Annotated in this window: 18 protein-coding genes and 1 tRNA gene (1 of these 19 running past the window's edge); 12 read left to right on the top strand and 7 right to left on the bottom strand. The window is 64.0% G+C overall.

Going from position 1 to position 16332, the window contains the following annotated elements; translation table 11 throughout:
- Both E4680_RS12135 and E4680_RS12130 read left to right on the top strand, forming a co-directional pair.
- On the top strand, window positions 1-348 hold a 348-nt coding region (locus tag E4680_RS12135), incomplete at its 5' end, for a hypothetical protein (protein ID WP_205688923.1).
- A gap of 73 nt (window positions 349-421) precedes the next feature.
- Window positions 422-1501, top strand: a complete 1080-nt coding sequence (locus tag E4680_RS12130; protein ID WP_135282679.1) for a 6-phosphofructokinase — start codon at window positions 422-424, stop codon at window positions 1499-1501.
- On the opposite strand, the gene E4680_RS12125 is transcribed toward E4680_RS12130, so the two are convergent.
- Genes E4680_RS12125 through hemA form a run of 5 tightly spaced genes read right to left on the bottom strand, consistent with a single transcriptional unit; the run spans window position 1498 to window position 5872 of the window.
- Window positions 1498-1926 carry a M67 family metallopeptidase gene (locus E4680_RS12125; RefSeq protein ID WP_205688922.1) on the bottom strand — a complete coding sequence of 143 codons (429 nt, stop codon included), beginning with the start codon at window positions 1924-1926 and terminating at the stop codon, window positions 1498-1500. The genes E4680_RS12130 and E4680_RS12125 overlap by 4 nt on opposite strands.
- On the bottom strand, window positions 1923-2669 hold the full coding sequence (locus E4680_RS12120) for a HesA/MoeB/ThiF family protein (RefSeq protein ID WP_135282678.1): 747 nt from the start codon (window positions 2667-2669) through the stop codon (window positions 1923-1925). Before E4680_RS12120 ends, E4680_RS12125 begins: the two co-directional genes overlap by 4 nt.
- The gene (prmC, locus tag E4680_RS12115) at window positions 2666-3580 is read right to left on the bottom strand and encodes a peptide chain release factor N(5)-glutamine methyltransferase (RefSeq protein ID WP_135282677.1); all 915 of its coding nucleotides are present in this window, start codon (window positions 3578-3580) and stop codon (window positions 2666-2668) included. Before prmC ends, E4680_RS12120 begins: the two co-directional genes overlap by 4 nt.
- Window positions 3528-4610 carry a peptide chain release factor 1 gene (gene prfA, locus E4680_RS12110; RefSeq protein WP_205688925.1) on the bottom strand — a complete coding sequence of 361 codons (1083 nt, stop codon included), beginning with the start codon at window positions 4608-4610 and terminating at the stop codon, window positions 3528-3530. The genes prmC and prfA overlap by 53 nt, the downstream gene beginning before the upstream one ends.
- A 2-nt stretch (window positions 4611-4612) precedes the next feature.
- Window positions 4613-5872 carry a glutamyl-tRNA reductase gene (gene hemA / locus E4680_RS12105; protein WP_135282675.1) on the bottom strand — a complete coding sequence of 420 codons (1260 nt, stop codon included), beginning with the start codon at window positions 5870-5872 and terminating at the stop codon, window positions 4613-4615.
- 212 nt (window positions 5873-6084) lie between these two features.
- Between hemA and E4680_RS12100 the strand changes: the two genes are divergently transcribed.
- From E4680_RS12100 to erpA, 9 genes are all read left to right on the top strand, one after another.
- Complete coding sequence (locus tag E4680_RS12100; protein WP_167792498.1) at window positions 6085-7731, top strand: tetratricopeptide repeat protein; 1647 nt, start codon at window positions 6085-6087, stop codon at window positions 7729-7731.
- A complete protein-coding gene (gene lolB, locus E4680_RS12095; protein ID WP_135282673.1) occupies window positions 7728-8372 on the top strand; it encodes a lipoprotein insertase outer membrane protein LolB in 645 nt (214 codons plus the stop codon). The genes E4680_RS12100 and lolB overlap by 4 nt, the downstream gene beginning before the upstream one ends.
- Window positions 8369-9256: a 4-(cytidine 5'-diphospho)-2-C-methyl-D-erythritol kinase gene (gene ispE, locus E4680_RS12090; protein ID WP_135282672.1), complete on the top strand. Its 888-nt coding sequence runs from the start codon at window positions 8369-8371 to the stop codon at window positions 9254-9256. The genes lolB and ispE overlap by 4 nt, the downstream gene beginning before the upstream one ends.
- Window positions 9247-9321 (top strand) — tRNA-Gln (locus tag E4680_RS12085). Before ispE ends, E4680_RS12085 begins: the two co-directional genes overlap by 10 nt.
- Window positions 9322-9378: 57 nt before the next feature.
- Complete coding sequence (locus E4680_RS12080; protein ID WP_135282671.1) at window positions 9379-10362, top strand: ribose-phosphate pyrophosphokinase; 984 nt, start codon at window positions 9379-9381, stop codon at window positions 10360-10362.
- Between the two features lie 90 nt (window positions 10363-10452).
- Complete coding sequence (locus tag E4680_RS12075) at window positions 10453-11076, top strand: 50S ribosomal protein L25/general stress protein Ctc (protein ID WP_135282670.1); 624 nt, start codon at window positions 10453-10455, stop codon at window positions 11074-11076.
- 24 nt (window positions 11077-11100) lie between these two features.
- The gene (gene pth / locus E4680_RS12070; protein WP_135282669.1) at window positions 11101-11703 is read left to right on the top strand and encodes an aminoacyl-tRNA hydrolase; all 603 of its coding nucleotides are present in this window, start codon (window positions 11101-11103) and stop codon (window positions 11701-11703) included.
- A gap of 15 nt (window positions 11704-11718) precedes the next feature.
- The gene (gene ychF, locus E4680_RS12065; protein WP_135282668.1) at window positions 11719-12807 is read left to right on the top strand and encodes a redox-regulated ATPase YchF; all 1089 of its coding nucleotides are present in this window, start codon (window positions 11719-11721) and stop codon (window positions 12805-12807) included.
- Window positions 12808-12828: 21 nt separating this feature from the next.
- Window positions 12829-13197, top strand: coding sequence for an iron-sulfur cluster insertion protein ErpA (erpA, locus tag E4680_RS12060; RefSeq protein WP_240696198.1), 369 nt, complete (start codon window positions 12829-12831; stop codon window positions 13195-13197).
- 42 nt (window positions 13198-13239) lie between these two features.
- Here erpA and E4680_RS12055 read toward each other — a convergent pair whose 3' ends face one another.
- Together E4680_RS12055 and E4680_RS12050 are read right to left on the bottom strand one after the other, a co-directional pair.
- On the bottom strand, window positions 13240-14355 hold the full coding sequence (locus E4680_RS12055; protein WP_135282667.1) for an anhydro-N-acetylmuramic acid kinase: 1116 nt from the start codon (window positions 14353-14355) through the stop codon (window positions 13240-13242).
- 9 nt (window positions 14356-14364) lie between these two features.
- Complete coding sequence (locus tag E4680_RS12050; RefSeq protein WP_167792497.1) at window positions 14365-15678, bottom strand: peptidoglycan DD-metalloendopeptidase family protein; 1314 nt, start codon at window positions 15676-15678, stop codon at window positions 14365-14367.
- Between the two features lie 351 nt (window positions 15679-16029).
- On the opposite strand from E4680_RS12050, the gene tyrS reads away from it, so the two are divergent.
- Window positions 16030-16332 carry the 5' end (the start) of a tyrosine--tRNA ligase gene (gene tyrS, locus E4680_RS12045; RefSeq protein WP_135282665.1) on the top strand. The gene runs 909 nt beyond the window's last position, so only the first 303 of its 1212 coding nucleotides appear in the window; the start codon lies at window positions 16030-16032; its stop codon lies off the right edge, out of view.

The following is a 16332-nucleotide window of genomic DNA, read 5'->3' as shown; positions in this document are numbered from 1 at the left end:
CGACTAACGGGAGTGAGCGTCATGGGATTGCGGGAAACGCTGGAGGCGCGACTGGCCGGCGGGCAGGACGATGCCATGCTCCGGCTGTCGCTGGCGCAGCTTCATCTGCGCGGATCGGACTGGGCGGCGGCGCGGGATCACGCCGTGGCGTGCCTGGGTCATGATCCCGGGCAGGCGGCGGCGAGCAAGGTGCTGGGCAAGGCGCTGGAAGCGCTCGGCGATACGCCGGGGGCGGCGGCGGCCTATCGGGCGGGCATCGAGCGCGCCCGCGCCGGCGGGCAGATTCAGACCGCCCGCGAGATGGAGGTCTTCCTGCGGCGCCTGGAGAGTCGCTCGTCCGGATCATGAAACGGTCGCCCGAGGCGCGTAGCATCCCATCGTCAAATCTCATTCAAGTGCCGCTAGAAACGGGAGGAACGGGATGCATCTGTTGATCAACACCGGCGGGGGCGACGCACCGGGCTTGAATGCGGTCATCCGCGCCGTCACCCTGGGCGCGCTCAATCGGGGCTGGCAAGTGACAGGCATTCGCTACGGCTACGAAGGTCTGCGCACCGGCGACCCGGACGGGCTGGTGCCGCTGGATCGCGATCGGGTGCGCGGCATTGCCCATCTGGGCGGCACCATTCTGGGCGCTATCAACAAGGGTAATCCCTTCGAATATCCGGTCCAGCAGGGCGATGAGGTGGTGCTGACCGACGTGTCGGCCGAGGTGCTGGCGCGTTTTCGGGCGGTGGGCGGCGATGCCCTGGTCGCGGTCGGGGGCGACGGTTCGCTGCGCATCGCCAAGCGCTTCTGTGACCTGGGATTGCCGGTGGTGGGCGTGCCCAAGACCATCGACAACGATCTCGACGGGACGCTGTTCACGTTCGGTTTCGATACGGCCGTGTCGGTCGCCACCGAAGCCATCGGGCGGCTACACACCACCGCCGAGTCACACCGGCGGGTCATGGTGGTGGAGGTCATGGGGCGCGACGCCGGCTGGATCGCCTTGCATGCGGGGATCGCCGGCGGAGCGGATGTGATCCTGATTCCCGAGATTCCCTTCGACATCGACTCGGTGTGCGTGAAGATCCGTCAGCGCGAAGCGGCCGGGCGCGGTTTTTCGATCGTGGTGGTGGCCGAAGGGGCGACGCCGCACGGCGGCGGCCGCGTGATCCGGGCCCGCGAGGCGGGACGGGATGTCCAGCTCGGCGGCATCGGCGAAGAGGTCGCCGAGGCGATTCGGGCGTTGACCGGAAAGGAGACGCGCACGACCGTGCTGGGCCACATCCAGCGTGGAGGCACGCCGAGCGCGTTCGATCGGGTTTTGGCCCTGCGCTTCGGCGCGGCTGCGGTGAATCTGGTGGAGCGGAGGCTATTCGGCCACATGGTCGGCTACGACCCGCCCGACATGGTGCCGGTGCCGATCCCGGAGGCGGTCGCGCGGCTGCGGCGTGTGCCGCTCGACTCGGGCACGCTGCGCACGGCGCGTTCGCTGGGGATGTGCCTCGGCGATTAAGCGCGCCGCAGAACGGCGAGCCGGTGGGCGATGAAGCCGGCGGGTGTCCAGCGCCAGGCCTGTAAGCGCGCCCGCCCGTCCGCCAGTCCGATGATCAGGCACAGCGCCGCGGGATACGCCCATTCGCGCAGATCTCGCGGCGAGGGACGCGGCGGTCCGTTCGGGTGGGAGTGATAGATCGCCGCCAGCGTTTCGCCGCGCAGGCGCATGGCGCGAAACGCACCGATCTGGGCGGCGGGGTCCATGTGATAGCGCCGGCTCGCATCGGGCGCGACGTTGGTGATTGGGTAGTGTGCCACTGCCACGCCGTCACGGGCGCCGATCAGGCCGCATACCTCGCGCGTGGGCTCGGCGGCCGCCGCGGCGCGCAGCCGGTGACACAGAGCGCGGCTGAATTGGATCGTCGCCTCGGTCGCCGGGTTCACGCGCAGACAGGACAGCCAGGATCACGCTTCAGGCGCAGGGTGCGCCATTCATGCGCGAGGCCGTCGAAGATGAGCAGGCGGCCCACGAGCGGCCGGCCGATGCCAGTGAGCACCTTCAGCGTTTCCAAGGCCTGCAGGCTCCCGAGGGCGCCGACGATGGGGGGGAGCACCCCGTTTTGCGCGCAGGTTTCGGCCTGTTCGGCGCTGTCGCGGTAGAGGCAGCGATAGCAGGGGCTGGCCGGATCGCGCGGATCGAACACCGCGAGCTGGCCTTCGAAGCGGATCGCCGCAGCGCTGACGAGCGGGATGCCGAGGGCGCGGCTGGCGGCGTTGACCGCGAACCGGGTGGCGAAGTTGTCCGAGCCGTCGACCACGGCGTCGCAGCCAGCGAGTGCGTCGGTCAGCGTGTCGGCATCCAGACGCGTGGCCAGCGGCGTGATGCGCACCTCAGGATTGACCTGCTCCAGCCGAGCGCGCGCGGAGTGCACCTTGAGCTGGCCGACATCCGCAGTGGTGTGCAGCAACTGGCGGTGCAGGTTGCTCAGCTCGACGGTGTCGGCATCGGCGATAATCAGCTCGCCTACGCCGCTGGCGGCGAGATAGGGCGCGCACCCGGAACCCAGCCCGCCCGCGCCGACGACGAGCACTCGGCTTGCGGCCAGCCGTTCCTGTCCGGCCAGGCCCAGTTCGGGCAGGCGCAGCTGCCGGCTATAGCGGATCAGGGCGTCGCGGTGCAGGGTCATGCAGCCTCCTTGGGGTCGGCTCGGCGCTGGCCGATGGCGATGCGGTCATGGCCGGCGAAATCCTTGTGGCCCGAGACCGCTTGATAGCCCATGGTTTCCAGCAATTGTCGCACGTTGGGCCCTTGGTCCCAGCCATGCTCGAGAACCAGCCAACCGGCCGGCATCAGGATTTCGCGGGCGGTGTCGATGATGCGCGCCAGATCTTCGAGCCCGGTGGGACCGGCCACCAATGCGCCGCGCGGTTCGTGGTGCAACATGGCCAGATGCGGATCGGTGTCTGCCAGGTAGGGCGGATTGGCGACGATCAACCCGAACCTGCCCGGGACCAAGGGAGCGCACCAATCGCCTTCGATGAAACACACCCGTTCGATCAGCCCCAGTCGGCGCGCGTTGGTCTCGGCGACGGCGAGGGCGGCGGCGCTGCGGTCCACTGCGTGCACCTGCCAGTCCGGCCGCGCGGCGGCCAGGGCCAGCGCGATGGCGCCGCTGCCGGCGCCGAGATCGGCTACCCACGGCGTTGGAATCGCCAGTTGCAGCGCGATCTCGACCAGCTGCTCGGTTTCCGGGCGCGGGATCAAGGTATCGGGGGTGACCGTCAGGGTCAGGTCATGAAAGCCGGTTTCGCCCAGTACATAGGCCACCGGTTCGCCCGCCAATCGCCGCTCGGCGAGCTGGGCCAGGCGCGAGCGCTCCTGTGGCGTGAGCACGGTTTCGCCGTGCGACCAGAGGCGGCTGCGCGGCCAGCCCAGCGCATGAGCGAGCAGCCATTCGGCTTCCTGCGCAGCGGCCTGCGCGCTGCCCGCCTGCCCGGCGAGCGTTTCGCGCAGCAGGCGGAGCGCCTCGCGCGCTTGCAGCGGGTCAGGCGCCGAGCGCAGCAAGTTGCTCGGCCTGATGGGCGTCTTGCAGGGCATCGAGCACCTCATCGAGATCGCCGTCCACGATCGCCTCGAGCCGATAGAGCGTGAGGTTGATGCGATGATCGGTGAGCCGGCCTTGGGGAAAATTGTAGGTCCGGATGCGTTCGGAACGATCGCCGCTGCCCACCAGCGCGCGACGCTGGTCGGCGGTCTGCTGTTGCTGGCTTTCGCGGGCCTGGGCGAGCAGGCGCGCCTTGAGCAGTGAAAGTGCTTTGGCGCGGTTCTTGTGTTGGGATCGTTCGTCCTGACACTCCACCACGATGCCGCTCGGCAGATGGGTAATGCGCACGGCCGAGTCGGTCTTGTTCACATGCTGGCCGCCGGCGCCCGAGGCGCGGTAGGTGTCAACGCGCAGATCGGCCGGATTCACCTCGAGGCCGGTGACCTCCTCAGCTTCGGGCAGGACAGCCACGGTGCAGGCTGACGTGTGGATGCGGCCTTGCGATTCGGTGGCGGGGATGCGCTGAACACGGTGGGCGCCGGATTCGAACTTGAGGCGCGAATAGACGCCCTCGCCGATGAGCCGGGCGATAACTTCCTTGAAACCGCCGTGTTCGCCCTCGTTCTGGCTGATGATCTCCACCTGCCAGCCGCGGCGCTCGGCGTAGCGGCTGTACATGCGGAACAGGTCGCCGGCAAACAGCGCTGCCTCATCGCCGCCGGTGCCGGCACGGATTTCGAGGAATACATTGCTGGCGTCGAAGGGATCGGGTGGCAGCAGCAGACGCTGCAGTGCGTGTTTGAGGTGGGCGAGTTCCTGCTGCGCCGTCTCGGCTTCCTCGCCGGCCAGTGCCCGCAGTTCGGGATCGCTATCCTGGCGCAGTACTTCGGCTTCGGCCAGCCGCGCTTCGGCCGCCTCGCAGGCATGGAAGGTCGCGACCAAGTCTTCGAGATGCGCGTACTCGCGACCCAGGGCGCGCATGCGTGTGGCGTCGCCGAGTACGGAGGGGTCGCTGAGCAGCGCGGAGACTTCGCGATGACGGTCGCGCAATCGCTCGAGTTCATGGGCCAGTCCGGGCGTGATGTTCATTGGTGTGATTCGTCATCGAGATCGAACAAGCGCCGGGCGTCGTCGATCATGGGTTGGCGTGCCTCGTCGATCGCTTCGCGCAGGCGCTGGGTCGGGGTATGCAGCAGGCGGTTGGTAAGTGCGCGCGAAAAATCGTCCAGCACCTCGGCGGGATCATCGCCGCGCGCCATTCGTTCCCGCGCCTGATCCAGTGCGACTCGGCGAATCTGGTCGCTGCGTTCACGCAACTGCTGCAACCAGCGGCGGTGTTCATGGGTCCGCAGCCAGCGGGTGAAGCGTTCGGTTTCTTCCGCAACGATGGTTTCGGCCAGAAGTGCCTGTTCGGAGCGCGCCTTGCGGTTGTTCTGGCTTTCGGCCGACAGATCGTCGAGGGTGTACAGGAAGACATCATCCAGCCCGTCGATGGCGGGATCGATATCGCGGGGCAGGCCCAGGTCGATCATCAGCATCGGCCGGTGTTTGCGCCGGCGCAGGGCCAGGCGGACCGCCGGCAGCCGCACCAGCGGTGCGGGACTGGCCGTGCAGGCGATCAGGATGTCCGCCTCCGACAGATGGGCATCGAGGTCGGCGAGGCCGATGCCGAAACCCTTGATGCTCTGGGCCAGTGTCAGCGCCCGGGCCGGGCTGCGGTTGGCGATGATGATGCGGCCGATCCCCTGGGTGTGCAGATGGCGGGCACACAGCGAAATCATCTGTCCGGCGCCGACCAGGAGCGCCGTGTGTTCGTCGAAATCGCTGAAAATCCGGCGGGCCACATCCGCGGCGATGGAGGCCACCGAAACCGGGTGCGCACCGATGCGGGTGTCCGTGCGCACGCGCTTGGCGGTGGCAAAGCCGCAGGCGAACAAGCGGTGCAGGCCATGACCGACATGGCCATGGGCGAGCGCCGTGCTGTAGGCCTGCTTGAGTTGGCCCAGAATCTGCGCTTCGCCAACCACCATGGAATCCAGTCCGGCCGCAACGCGCAGCAGGTGCTGCACCGCATCGCTGTCCGTCTTTTGATAAAGGCAGCGCTCAAGCTCGGCGCGGGGCATGTGCCGATCCCGGCTGAGCCAGTCGATGGCGGGATCAAGGCTGTCCGCGCGGAAATAAAGCTCCGTGCGATTGCAGGTCGAGAGCAGGACCGCTTCTTCGATCTGGGTCTCACGGCGCAGGTCGGCCAGTGCCCGCGGCAGGTCGTCGGCTGCGTAGGCGATGCGTTCACGCACCGGCACGGCGGCGGTGGTGTGATTGAGTCCAGCGCTGAAAAGAGGCATTGCCGGGGAGCGAGGCGAACGAGAGCTGCGATTCTGCGTCAAACAACCCAAACATGACAAGAACAAGCGTGGTGGCCAAGGGTTGCGCCGCCACGTTATATTGGAGCGCTTTTATTGATTCACATGGGTATGAGGCGGCTTTTCCAGTGAAACTCTCCTGCTGGCCCCGGTATTTGGGATTCGCCTTGCTGCCGGTGCTTTCCGCATGTGGCATGAAGGTGCCGCCGTCCGCCGCGCCGACGATCAGTCCCCATCCCCGCACGCCTGAGCTGGCGGAACAGAGTCCGACTTACTGGGCGTTGGTCGGCGAGCAGGCCTTGCGTCGCAACGATCCGGCCCAGGCCGCTCAGGCCTACGCGCGCGCCGCTACCCTTTCCGATGATATCGCCTTGATCGAGCGTGCCGCACAAGCGGCACTGGCTTCGGGCGAGCTCGCGCTGGCCGCGCAGCTGGCCGAACGGTGGCGTGAGCTGGACCCGGCTGCCCTGCAGCCACTCCAGATTCAGTTTGCAACCGCCCTGAATGCGAATGACCTGCCCGCCGCCGGCGCCGCGCTGGCGGAACTGATTGCGGTGCATCCCGACGGGGAGGCTGATGCCTTGATGGATCTTCCGGCCGTTCTGGCTGGAGAGATTCGTGATCGACCCGATCGTCTGGCGCTCCTGCGCCCCCTCGCCGAACGGTATTCCGGATGGGCCGAGTTTCATTACGCCCATGCGCGTCTGGCGTTGTTGGCCCGAAATCTGACCGAGGCGCAGGCGGCTGTTGCGCGGGCTCGCGCGCAGGCGCCTGATTGGTATCGGGCGAAGGCGCTGGCGGCTCAGATCGCGATCGAAACCGGCCATGTGGAAATGGGGCTGGCACAGTTGCACGCCGTGGTGCGCAAGCATGGCGAAGACCAGGGTTTGCGTCTCGATCAGGCGCGCATCCTGCTTCAGTTGGGGCGAACCGAGGAAGCCGTACGGGCGTTCGAGGCCTTGTTGAAGGTCAACCCGGATCAACCTGAGGCGCTGTATGCCTTGGGGTTGCTGAAGATGGAGGAAGGTCAGACTGACGCGGTATTCGATTACCTGACTCGCCTGGCTGCGACGGGTGATCGGCAGATGGATGCCTACTATTACCTCGGGATTCTGGAACGGCGGCGCGGGCGGCTTCAAAATGCCCTGCAGTGGTTTTCCCAGGTCAGCGGTGGCGATCACGTCATTCAGTCGCAGTTGTTGATTGCCGAGACCCTGGGAGACCTGGGTCGAGTGGAAGCGGGTCGGGCGCATCTGGCGCAGCTGCGCGCACGCAACGCAGTGTTGGCGCCCGCGCTATATCAAGGCGAAGGTGAATGGTTGTTCCGGGCCGGGTATTCCGATCAATCGGTCAGCGTGTTCAGCGAGGCCTTGTCGCGATTCCCCGATAACCGCGATTTCCGCTATTGGCGCTCACTGGCCGCCGAGCAGGCTGGAAATCTCGAGATGGCCGAGTCCGATTTGCGGATGTTGCTGAAGTCGGATCCCGACGACGGCATCGTGCTCAATGCATTGGGCTACTTCCTCGCCGTTCACACCGAGCGGTTGCATGAAGCGGAAGAGCTGATCCGGCGCGCGTTGTCCGATGACCCGAGTAATCCTGCCATATTGGACAGTCTGGGCTGGGTGTATTTCCGGCAGGGGGATCTGGATGCGGCGGAGCGCTATCTGGTCGAGGCTTACGAGCGCCTCAGCGATCCGGAAGTCGCGGCGCATCTAGGGGAGTTGCGGTGGCGTCAAGGGCGCCGCGGCGAGGCGCGGGATATCTGGCACAAGGCGCGGCTTGCCTTCCCCGATCATCCCGTGTTGCGCAAGACCTTGCGCCGCTATGGTGAGGAATGAATCGAGCCGCCCGGGCTGCACGATGGGGCTGGGTCGTGCTCATGCTGCTTCTGGCCGCATGTGCCCCGATGCGTCCGCAACGGCCTGTTGGCGCGGCGTTGCCCGGCGAGGCTGCACAGGCCTTGCGATGCGTTGACCGTTGGTCGCTGCGAGGACGGGCAGCGTTCCGCATCCCCGGATCCTCGGGCAGTTTCCGATTGAACTGGCAGCAACAGGGTGATCGCTACCGTCTGGCGCTCGAAGGGCCGCTGGGTGCCGGCGCAATGCGGATCGAAGGTGACGCAGCCGAGGTGGTGGTCGAATCCAAGGGAGAGCGTCGCGTCTACGCTGCTGCTCCCGAGCTTGTGTTGGCGCAGATCTTGGGGTACGAGTTGCCTCTCCAATCGCTCCGCTACTGGGTGCTCGGGCTGTCCGATCCGCATGTGGGACCCGCGACGTGGGGATTCGTCGGTGCCGAAACCGGTGAACCCGTTTTACGTCAGGCGGGCTGGACCGTGCGCTACGAGGAGTGGACGCCCTCGCTCAGCCCGGTGTTCTTGCCGGCCCGGCTGATCCTGGAGCGCGAAGACATTTTCTTGCGCGTGTTGATCGAGCATTGGGACCTGGATCCGACGCAACTGTGCCCCGTGGGACGCTCATGAGCTGGACGTGCTGGCCCGCCCCCGCGAAGCTGAATCTCTTTCTCCATGTGCTAGGGCGTCGTGCCGACGGCTATCATGAGCTCCAGACCCTGTTCCAGTTCGTCGAGTTTGGCGACGAGGTTTTGATCGAGCCCACGTTGGCCGGCGACATTCGGTTGCTGGAAGGCGCCCCCGGGGTCCCGTCGGGGCAGGATCTGGTGGAGCGGGCAGCGCGATCCCTGAAGGCCGAAGCGGGTGTCACCGCAGGTGCTCGGTTGAGCGTTCGCAAGCGCATCCCGATGGGGAGCGGCTTGGGGGGCGGCAGTTCCGATGCCGCGACGGTATTGGTGGTCCTCAATCGCCTGTGGGGGGCTGGCCTGACGCTTGATGAACTGGCGGATCTGGGTCTGGCTCTCGGGGCGGATGTGCCGGTTTTCGTGCGCGGCCAGGCCGCGTGGGCGGAGGGCGTCGGCGAGCGGCTGATGCCCGTGAGCGTGCCCGAGCCATACTATCTGATCGCCTGGCCAGAGGTGTCGGTGTCCACCGCTCACGTTTTTGAAGATGCTGAATTGACAAGAAACTCACCGCCAATCACAATGTCCGACTTCCTTGCAGGGGGAGGGCGCAACGACTGCGAGCCGGTGGTTCGTCGCCTCTATCCCGAGGTGGCCCGGATGATGGATTGGCTGGAGCGTCATGCGCCGGCCCGACTCACCGGAACGGGTGGTGCGGCGTTTGCGATCTTTGAACATCCCGCGCACGCCCACGCGCTACTGCGGCAGCTGCCGCCGGGTTGCTCCGGCGTTGTCGCGTCGGGATGCAATCACTCCGCCCTGCATCGAGTTTTGTCGGCGTGCGGTCCTGCCGGATCCGGCGCCGGGTTTGAGGGGAATATTGGGGCGTAGCCAAGCGGTAAGGCACGGGGTTTTGATCCCCGCATTCCTAGGTTCGAATCCTGGCGCCCCAGCCAATTGTCATGACATCCGTTCCAACCACGGGCGGGTGCACGGCCCACACGGGAATGGCGATGACGTTTGAAGGGCAGTCTCCTGGCTTGGATGGCGCCAGGTTCATGGTTTTTTCGGGCACCGCAAACCGCGTGCTGGCCCAAGCCATCGCCAACCATCTCATGGTTCCGCTCGGCAAGGCCTCTGTCGGCCGCTTTAGCGATGGCGAAATCACGGTCGAGATTCAGGACAATGTTCGCGGCCGCGATATCTTCCTGATCCAGACCACCAGCGTTCCGACCAACGATCACCTGATGGAAATGCTCATCATGACCGATGCGCTCCGGCGCGCGTCGGCCCGCAAGGTGATCGCGGTGGTTCCTTATTTCGGCTATGCGCGACAGGATCGGCGGGTGCGTTCGGCCCGGGTGCCGATTACCGCCAAACTGGTTGCCAACATGATGGTGACGGCAGGGGTTCACCACCTGCTGACGGTCGATCTGCATGCCGACCAGATCCAGGGCTTCTTCGATATTCCCGTCGATAACGTGTATGCCTCGCCCATTCTGCTGGGCGACATCTGGCAGCGCCGCAAGGATCGCAGCCTGATCGTCGTCTCGCCAGATGTGGGGGGTGTGGTGCGGGCACGAGCGATCGCCAAGCGGCTCGATGATACCGATCTGGCCATCATCGACAAGCGCCGCGCGCGCGCCAACGAATCCCAAGTCATGCATATCATTGGGAATGTGCAGGATAAGTTCTGTATTCTCGTCGATGACATCGTCGATACGGCCGGTACCCTGTGTCAGGCCGCTGCAGCGCTGAAGCAGCATGGCGCAGCCCAAGTCGCGGCGTATGCCACCCATGCCGTCTTGTCAGGTCCGGCCATCGAGCGGATCGAATCATCCGTCTTGGACGAACTTGTCGTAACCGACACTATTCCGCTTGCCGGTCCTGCCGCGAATTGCCCCAAGATTCGGCAAGTAAGCGTGGCGCAGGTGCTCGCCGAGACCATTCGGCGAATCGCCAGCGATGAATCGGTCAGTTCGCTTTATATCGATTGAGCATTGAATGGCGGCCCTGTGCCGTCTTTGTCGTCCGCCGTGGTCGCGTGGCGGACATGTCGGCCGGAATGGCTGTTTGGAGTATCTGTAATGAGTGTCGAAACGTTCAAGGTTACGGCTGCAAGCCGCGCCGATGCGGGGAAAGGTGCGAGCCGCCGCCTGCGTCGTCAGGGTGATGTGCCGGGCATCGTCTATGGTGGGGATAAGCCACCCATGGCGATCACGCTCAGCAACAATGAGATGGTCAAGCATCTGCAGCACGAAGCGTTCTATTCGCATGTGCTCGAGCTTGAACTCGACGGCAAGACGGAAAGTGTGATTCTCAAGGCGCTGCAGCGCCATGTCTATCGCGCCGGAATCATCTTGCACGTCGATTTTCAGCGTGTGGTGGCCGGTCAGGAACTGCACGTCCATGTGCCGCTGCACTTCGTCGGCGACGAGCGCTCAATCGGCGCCAAGCGTGGCGGAATCGTCTCGCACTTGCTGAACGAAGTGGAAGTGATCTGTCTGCCGAAGGATCTGCCCGAGTTCATCGAGGTGGACGTGAGCGGGCTCGATATCGGCGAAGGCCTGCATCTGTCCGACCTCAAGTTGCCGACGGGTGTTCGCCTGGCATCGCTGAGCCATGGCGAGTCCGGCGATTTGGCGGTGGTTACCATCGTGCCGCCGAAGGTCGAGCCGGCCGAAGCGTCTGAAGCACCTGAAGAAGGCTGATTCAGCATGGGGCGGGGTTCCGGAATGAACTCCATGCCACCCCTGCAGGCCGTGATCGGACTGGGCAACCCGGGCGATGAGTACGCCGAAACCCGGCACAATGCCGGGTTTTGGTGTGTGGACGCTTTGGCTCGCCATGCCGGGCTTGGTTTCCGGACGGATCCGCGTCTGCATGGGGAAACCTGCCGCTTGGCGATGGGCGCGTCCTCGGTCTGGTTATTCAAGCCCCAGACTTACATGAATCACTCCGGCCGGGCGGTTGGGGCCTTGGCGTCCTACTACCGTATCGCGCCCGAAGCAATCCTCGTTGTGCATGACGATCTTGATCTGCCGCCGGGAACCGTGCGTCTGAAACAAGGCGGCGGTCACGGGGGGCACAACGGGTTGCGCGATATCATCGGGCAGCTGGGTGGGGATTTTCTCCGTTTGCGGATTGGGATCGGGCATCCTGGGCACCGCGACCAGGTTGTCGGCTATGTGCTGCACCGGCCTTCGCGTGAAGAACGGACGCAGATCGACGATGCCATATCGCGGGCGCAGGCGGTTTTTCCGGATATCTTGGCGGGGCGGCTGAGTTCGGCGATGCAGACGCTGAACACGCCTGAGCCTTCGGCCGACGGCAGATAAGGCAGGCAGGAGTTTATGGGAATCCAGTGCGGTATCGTGGGGCTGCCGAATGTCGGCAAGTCGACGCTGTTCAATGCGCTGACCCGCGCAGCGATCGCGGCGGAAAATTACCCTTTTTGTACAATCGACCCGAATGTCGGGGTGGTGCCGGTCCCGGATCCGCGACTGGCTGCCTTGTCGGCCATCGTACGTCCCGAGCGTATCGTGCCGACGCATGTCGAGTTCGTCGACATCGCCGGTTTGGTGGCCGGCGCAGCCCAAGGCGAAGGACTGGGGAATCAGTTCCTGGCCCATATCCGCGAAACCGACGCCATTGCGCACGTGGTCCGGTGCTTTGATGACAACAATGTCATCCATGTGGCCGGTCGTGTCGATCCGCTGGCTGATGTCGAGGTCATCGAGACCGAGCTTGCCTTGGCCGATCTTGCCACGGTCGACAAGGCGATCGCGCGCCTGGAACGAAAAGCCAAGAGCGGTGATGCGGCGGCGAAAGCCGATGTGGCGCTATTGCAGGAGGTGGCGCAGATTCTTGATCGCGGTGAGCCGGCGCGAACCCGGGTTGTCGATGAGCATGCCCGCGCGCTGCTGGTGCGCGAGCTGCACCTGATTACGGCCAAGCCGTTGATGTACGTGGCCAACGTCGATGAGTCCGGGGGTGGCGAGCATCTGGCAGCGCTGCAGCGCCGGGCAGCCGTTGAGGGTGCGCAGGTGGTGCCGATCTGTGCCGCGATCGAAGCTGAGATCGCCCAGCTCGATGAGGCGGATCGCGATGTCTTTTTGGCCGATCTGGGGATGGCGGAGCCGGGTCTGGATCGGGTGATCCGTGCGGCCTATCAGTTGCTCCGATTGCAAACTTTTTTCACCGCAGGGGTCAAAGAGGTACGGGCTTGGACCGTGTCTGTGGGGGCAACTGCCCCGCAGGGTGCCGGAGTGATTCATACCGATTTTGAGCGGGGCTTCATCCGCGCTGAGGTGATCGCCTATGAGGCGTTCATCGCATGCAAGGGTGAGGCGGGGGCCAAGGAAGCGGGCAAGTGGCGCCTGGAAGGCAAGGATTACATCCTCCAGGAAGGCGATGTCATCCATTTCCGCTTTAATGTGTAGGAATCGCCCAGGTAGAGTGACATGAGTAATCTCGGAGAGGCCGGAATGACGCACGATCAGCCAGTGCCGCTGCTGTTTACCGACGCGGCGGCAAGCAAGGTTCGCCAGTTGTTGGAAGAAGAAAACAATCCAGCGCTCAAACTGCGCGTGTTCGTATCAGGTGGGGGCTGCTCGGGATTCCAGTACGGTTTTACCTTCGATGACCATGAAATCGAAGGCGATACCCGTGTGACCAATTCCGGGGTTGTGCTCTTGGTCGATGCCACCAGCATCCACTATTTGCAGGGGGCCGAAATTGACTATGCTGAAGGGTTGGAAGGCGAGCGATTCGTGATTCGCAATCCGAATGCCACCACCACATGTGGCTGTGGTTCGTCCTTTTCCGTCTGAATTCCCGCATCGTCCATGTTCGGATCGGTGTTCGCCTGAGCCCTAACCCGGCGGGAAAATGCCGCCGAGTACCGCTGGGCGTTTCGCGCCGGTAACGCATGGCGCGTTACCCGCCTTTCCCTCCAGGGTGCGGTGAGCAAGCCAGGCGAAGGCCGCCGCCTCGATCCACTGGGGATCCCATCCATATTCTGCGGTCGACTGCACGGGAATGGGGGCCAGGCGATCAGCCAGGCGCTCCAGCAAGAACGGGTTCCGTGCCCCGCCGCCACAGACCAGCAGGCGTTGTGGCTTCTGTTCCCCTTGCTGTTCGATCGCCCGACAGGCGGCTTCCACCGTGAGTTCGCACAAGGTGCGCTGGACATCGGTCGGTGTTGGCCGGATATCCTGCCTGGCCAGCCTCTGGTCCAGCCACGCCGGGTTGAAATAGTCCAGGCCCGTGCTCTTGGGTGGCTGGATCGCAAAGAATGGATCGTCCAACAGCTGGGCCAGCATGTGCGGAATGACCTGCCCGGTCCGTGCCCAGTCGCCGTTCCGATCATAGGGGGTCCCGTGATGCCGCAGCGTCCACGCATCCATCAGGCAGTTTGCGGGACCGCAGTCAAAGCCGGCGGTCACCGCGCCATCTCGAGCGATGAGCGTGAGATTGGCAATTCCACCCAAGTTCAGTAGCGCCCTGGGTTCGTGATCGACGCCGAATTGGTTGGCGTGGAATAAGGGCGCGAGAGGCGCGCCTTCGCCGCCTAGCAGCACATCACGCATGCGCCAGTCCGCCACGGTGACAATACCCGTCTCGAGCGCCACTCGCTGGGCATTGCCCATCTGCAGCGAATAGGGATGGCGATGTCGAGTGCGATGGCGCAAGGTCTGACCATGCAGGCCAATGGCACGGATCTGTGAGGGCGCATATCCGCATTCGCGGATCAAGCACAACGCCGTGCGCGCAAAGCAAGCGCCGAGTTGCAGGTCGACGGTAAGCGCCGCATCAAGACTCCCGCCCGTTGGATGGCGGGCAATGGCACGGATCTGTCGGCTCAGCCGGCTCGGCAGCGGGTGAGACAGGGCCGCTTCCAATATCGGTTTGCCGTCCACCATATGGATCAGCGCCGCATCAAGGGCATCGGCGCTGGTTCCGGACATCAGGCCGATGTAGCGCGCCATGTCAGAAAATCAATTATTGGTCGACGTCGTGCCGCCTTGTGCCAAGCGTGTGACTGACGCAGATTCCAGCATTGCCAGAAGCGATGCGGCCTGCGCCTTGAAGGCCTTCAGTTCGCGTCCTGTGAGGTTGTCTGCAAGCGCAGTGTTCACTTTGAGGGGATCACGGTGCACCCCATCCACCCGCAGTTCATAGTGCAAGTGTGGCCCCGTGGCCAGTCCGGTTGAACCGACATAGCCGATGAGTTGCCCGGCCTTCACGCTCGACCCAACGGAAATGCCTTTCGCAAAGCCGTTCATATGGGCATACAGTGTTGTGTGGTGCCGCCCATGCGCGATTTCGATGACGTTGCCATAACCGCCCTTGCGCCCCTTGAAGATGATCTTTCCATCCCCCGCGGCTTTGATCGCCGTGCCGCTGGGGGCTGCATAATCCACCCCTTTGTGCGCACGGATGGTGTTGAGAATCGGATGTCGCCGCCCGAGGCTGAATCCCGAGCTGATGCGGGTGAAATCGACGGGGGTGCGGAGAAAAGCCTTGCGTAGGCTGGTTCCGTCCGGGGAGTAATAGCGCGCGCTTCCATCCCCGGCTGAGTGACGGATCGCCCGATAGACTTTCCCTTGATTGCGGAATTCGGCGGCGAGGATCGGTCCGGAGAGGACTTGTTCTCCGTCGCGGAATCCCCCTTCATACACCACGGTCAGGTGGTCGCCCGCGCGCAGATCCAAGGCAAAATCGATTTCATACGCAAAAATTTCAGCAAGTTGCAGGATCGCCTGTTGGGTCAGGCCGGCATCTTTCCCGGCCTGAAGCAAGGAACTTTTGATCACACCGTGGGCAGTGACTTGTCGATTCTCCACCGGGTGAGTGATGAGCTCGGACTGGAACTGCTCGCCTTCTCGCGTGACATGGAGCGTTTTGAGGGGGTCGATGTCACGGACGAGCTCTGCGATCCGTCCTCCGTCACCCATCTTGATCCGAAACTCGTCGCCGGGCTGGATGTTGCGGAGGTAGCGCTTGTAATTGCCGATCTGGGTAATTGCCTGGAGATCCTCCCGCGGCAGCTCGAAGCGTTCGAAGATGCGCGACAGGGAGTCGCCGCGATTGACGGTCAGGGAAATCCAGTTCGGATCCGTGAAAGGATCATCAGCAGCCGCGAACGGGAATGCGCGATCCTCGCCCAAAAGCTGAACGGAGTCGTTTCGCCAGTCGTTGCCGAGAATGCCCGCCAGGGTTTGTTCGGTCAGACGCAGGATGCCGGTGGTCTCTTCTGGGGTCAGGGACGCCGGTGATTCGAACACGCCCGGTTCGATCATTTGCCGCATGGCCGCCGCATCGCCCATGTGAAGGGCGAAACTCAGAGACAATACGGGTAGCGCGGCACCGAAGACAAACCAATGTAGGGGACTGCTTTTCGCGCGTCGGGGAGAACGAGGAGCCTTATAATCCAGTATCACGCGATTGCTTCGATTCATCATGCTTTCCATTCCATCCGTCAAACCCCCCGAACTTGGGAATGGCTGCTACAGATCGCGAAAAGTTAACCCGCGCCGACGGCTATGGCAAGCTGTCGCCCTGTTGGGCCCGCGAGTCGGGACTGCCGACCATGGTCTTCCGAGCCCAGGATTTCACGGCCGGGCGCCCAGAATTTGTATCGACTATATAAGGAGTGGTTCATGAGTGCCGATCCGACGGGCTGGGATCTGCTGATACGCGGAGTCGACGAGATACTTCCCGAAGATGGGTTACGTGAACGTCTGGCGACCGGTAAACCCCTTCGGGTCAAGGTCGGCTTCGACCCCACTGCGCCGGATCTTCATCTGGGGCATACGGTTCTCCTCAATAAGATGCGGCAGTTTCAGGAGCTGGGCCACCACGTCATTTTTCTGATCGGTGACTTCACGGGCCGGATTGGCGATCCGACCGGCAAGAACATCACGCGCAAGCCATTGACGGAAGAGGACGTTCGGCGAAATGCA

It is taken from the genome of Candidatus Macondimonas diazotrophica (genome assembly GCF_004684205.1).
Classification (GTDB): Bacteria; Pseudomonadota; Gammaproteobacteria; order UBA5335; family UBA5335; genus Macondimonas; species Macondimonas diazotrophica.
This window is presented reverse-complemented; position numbering and strand designations above follow the sequence as displayed.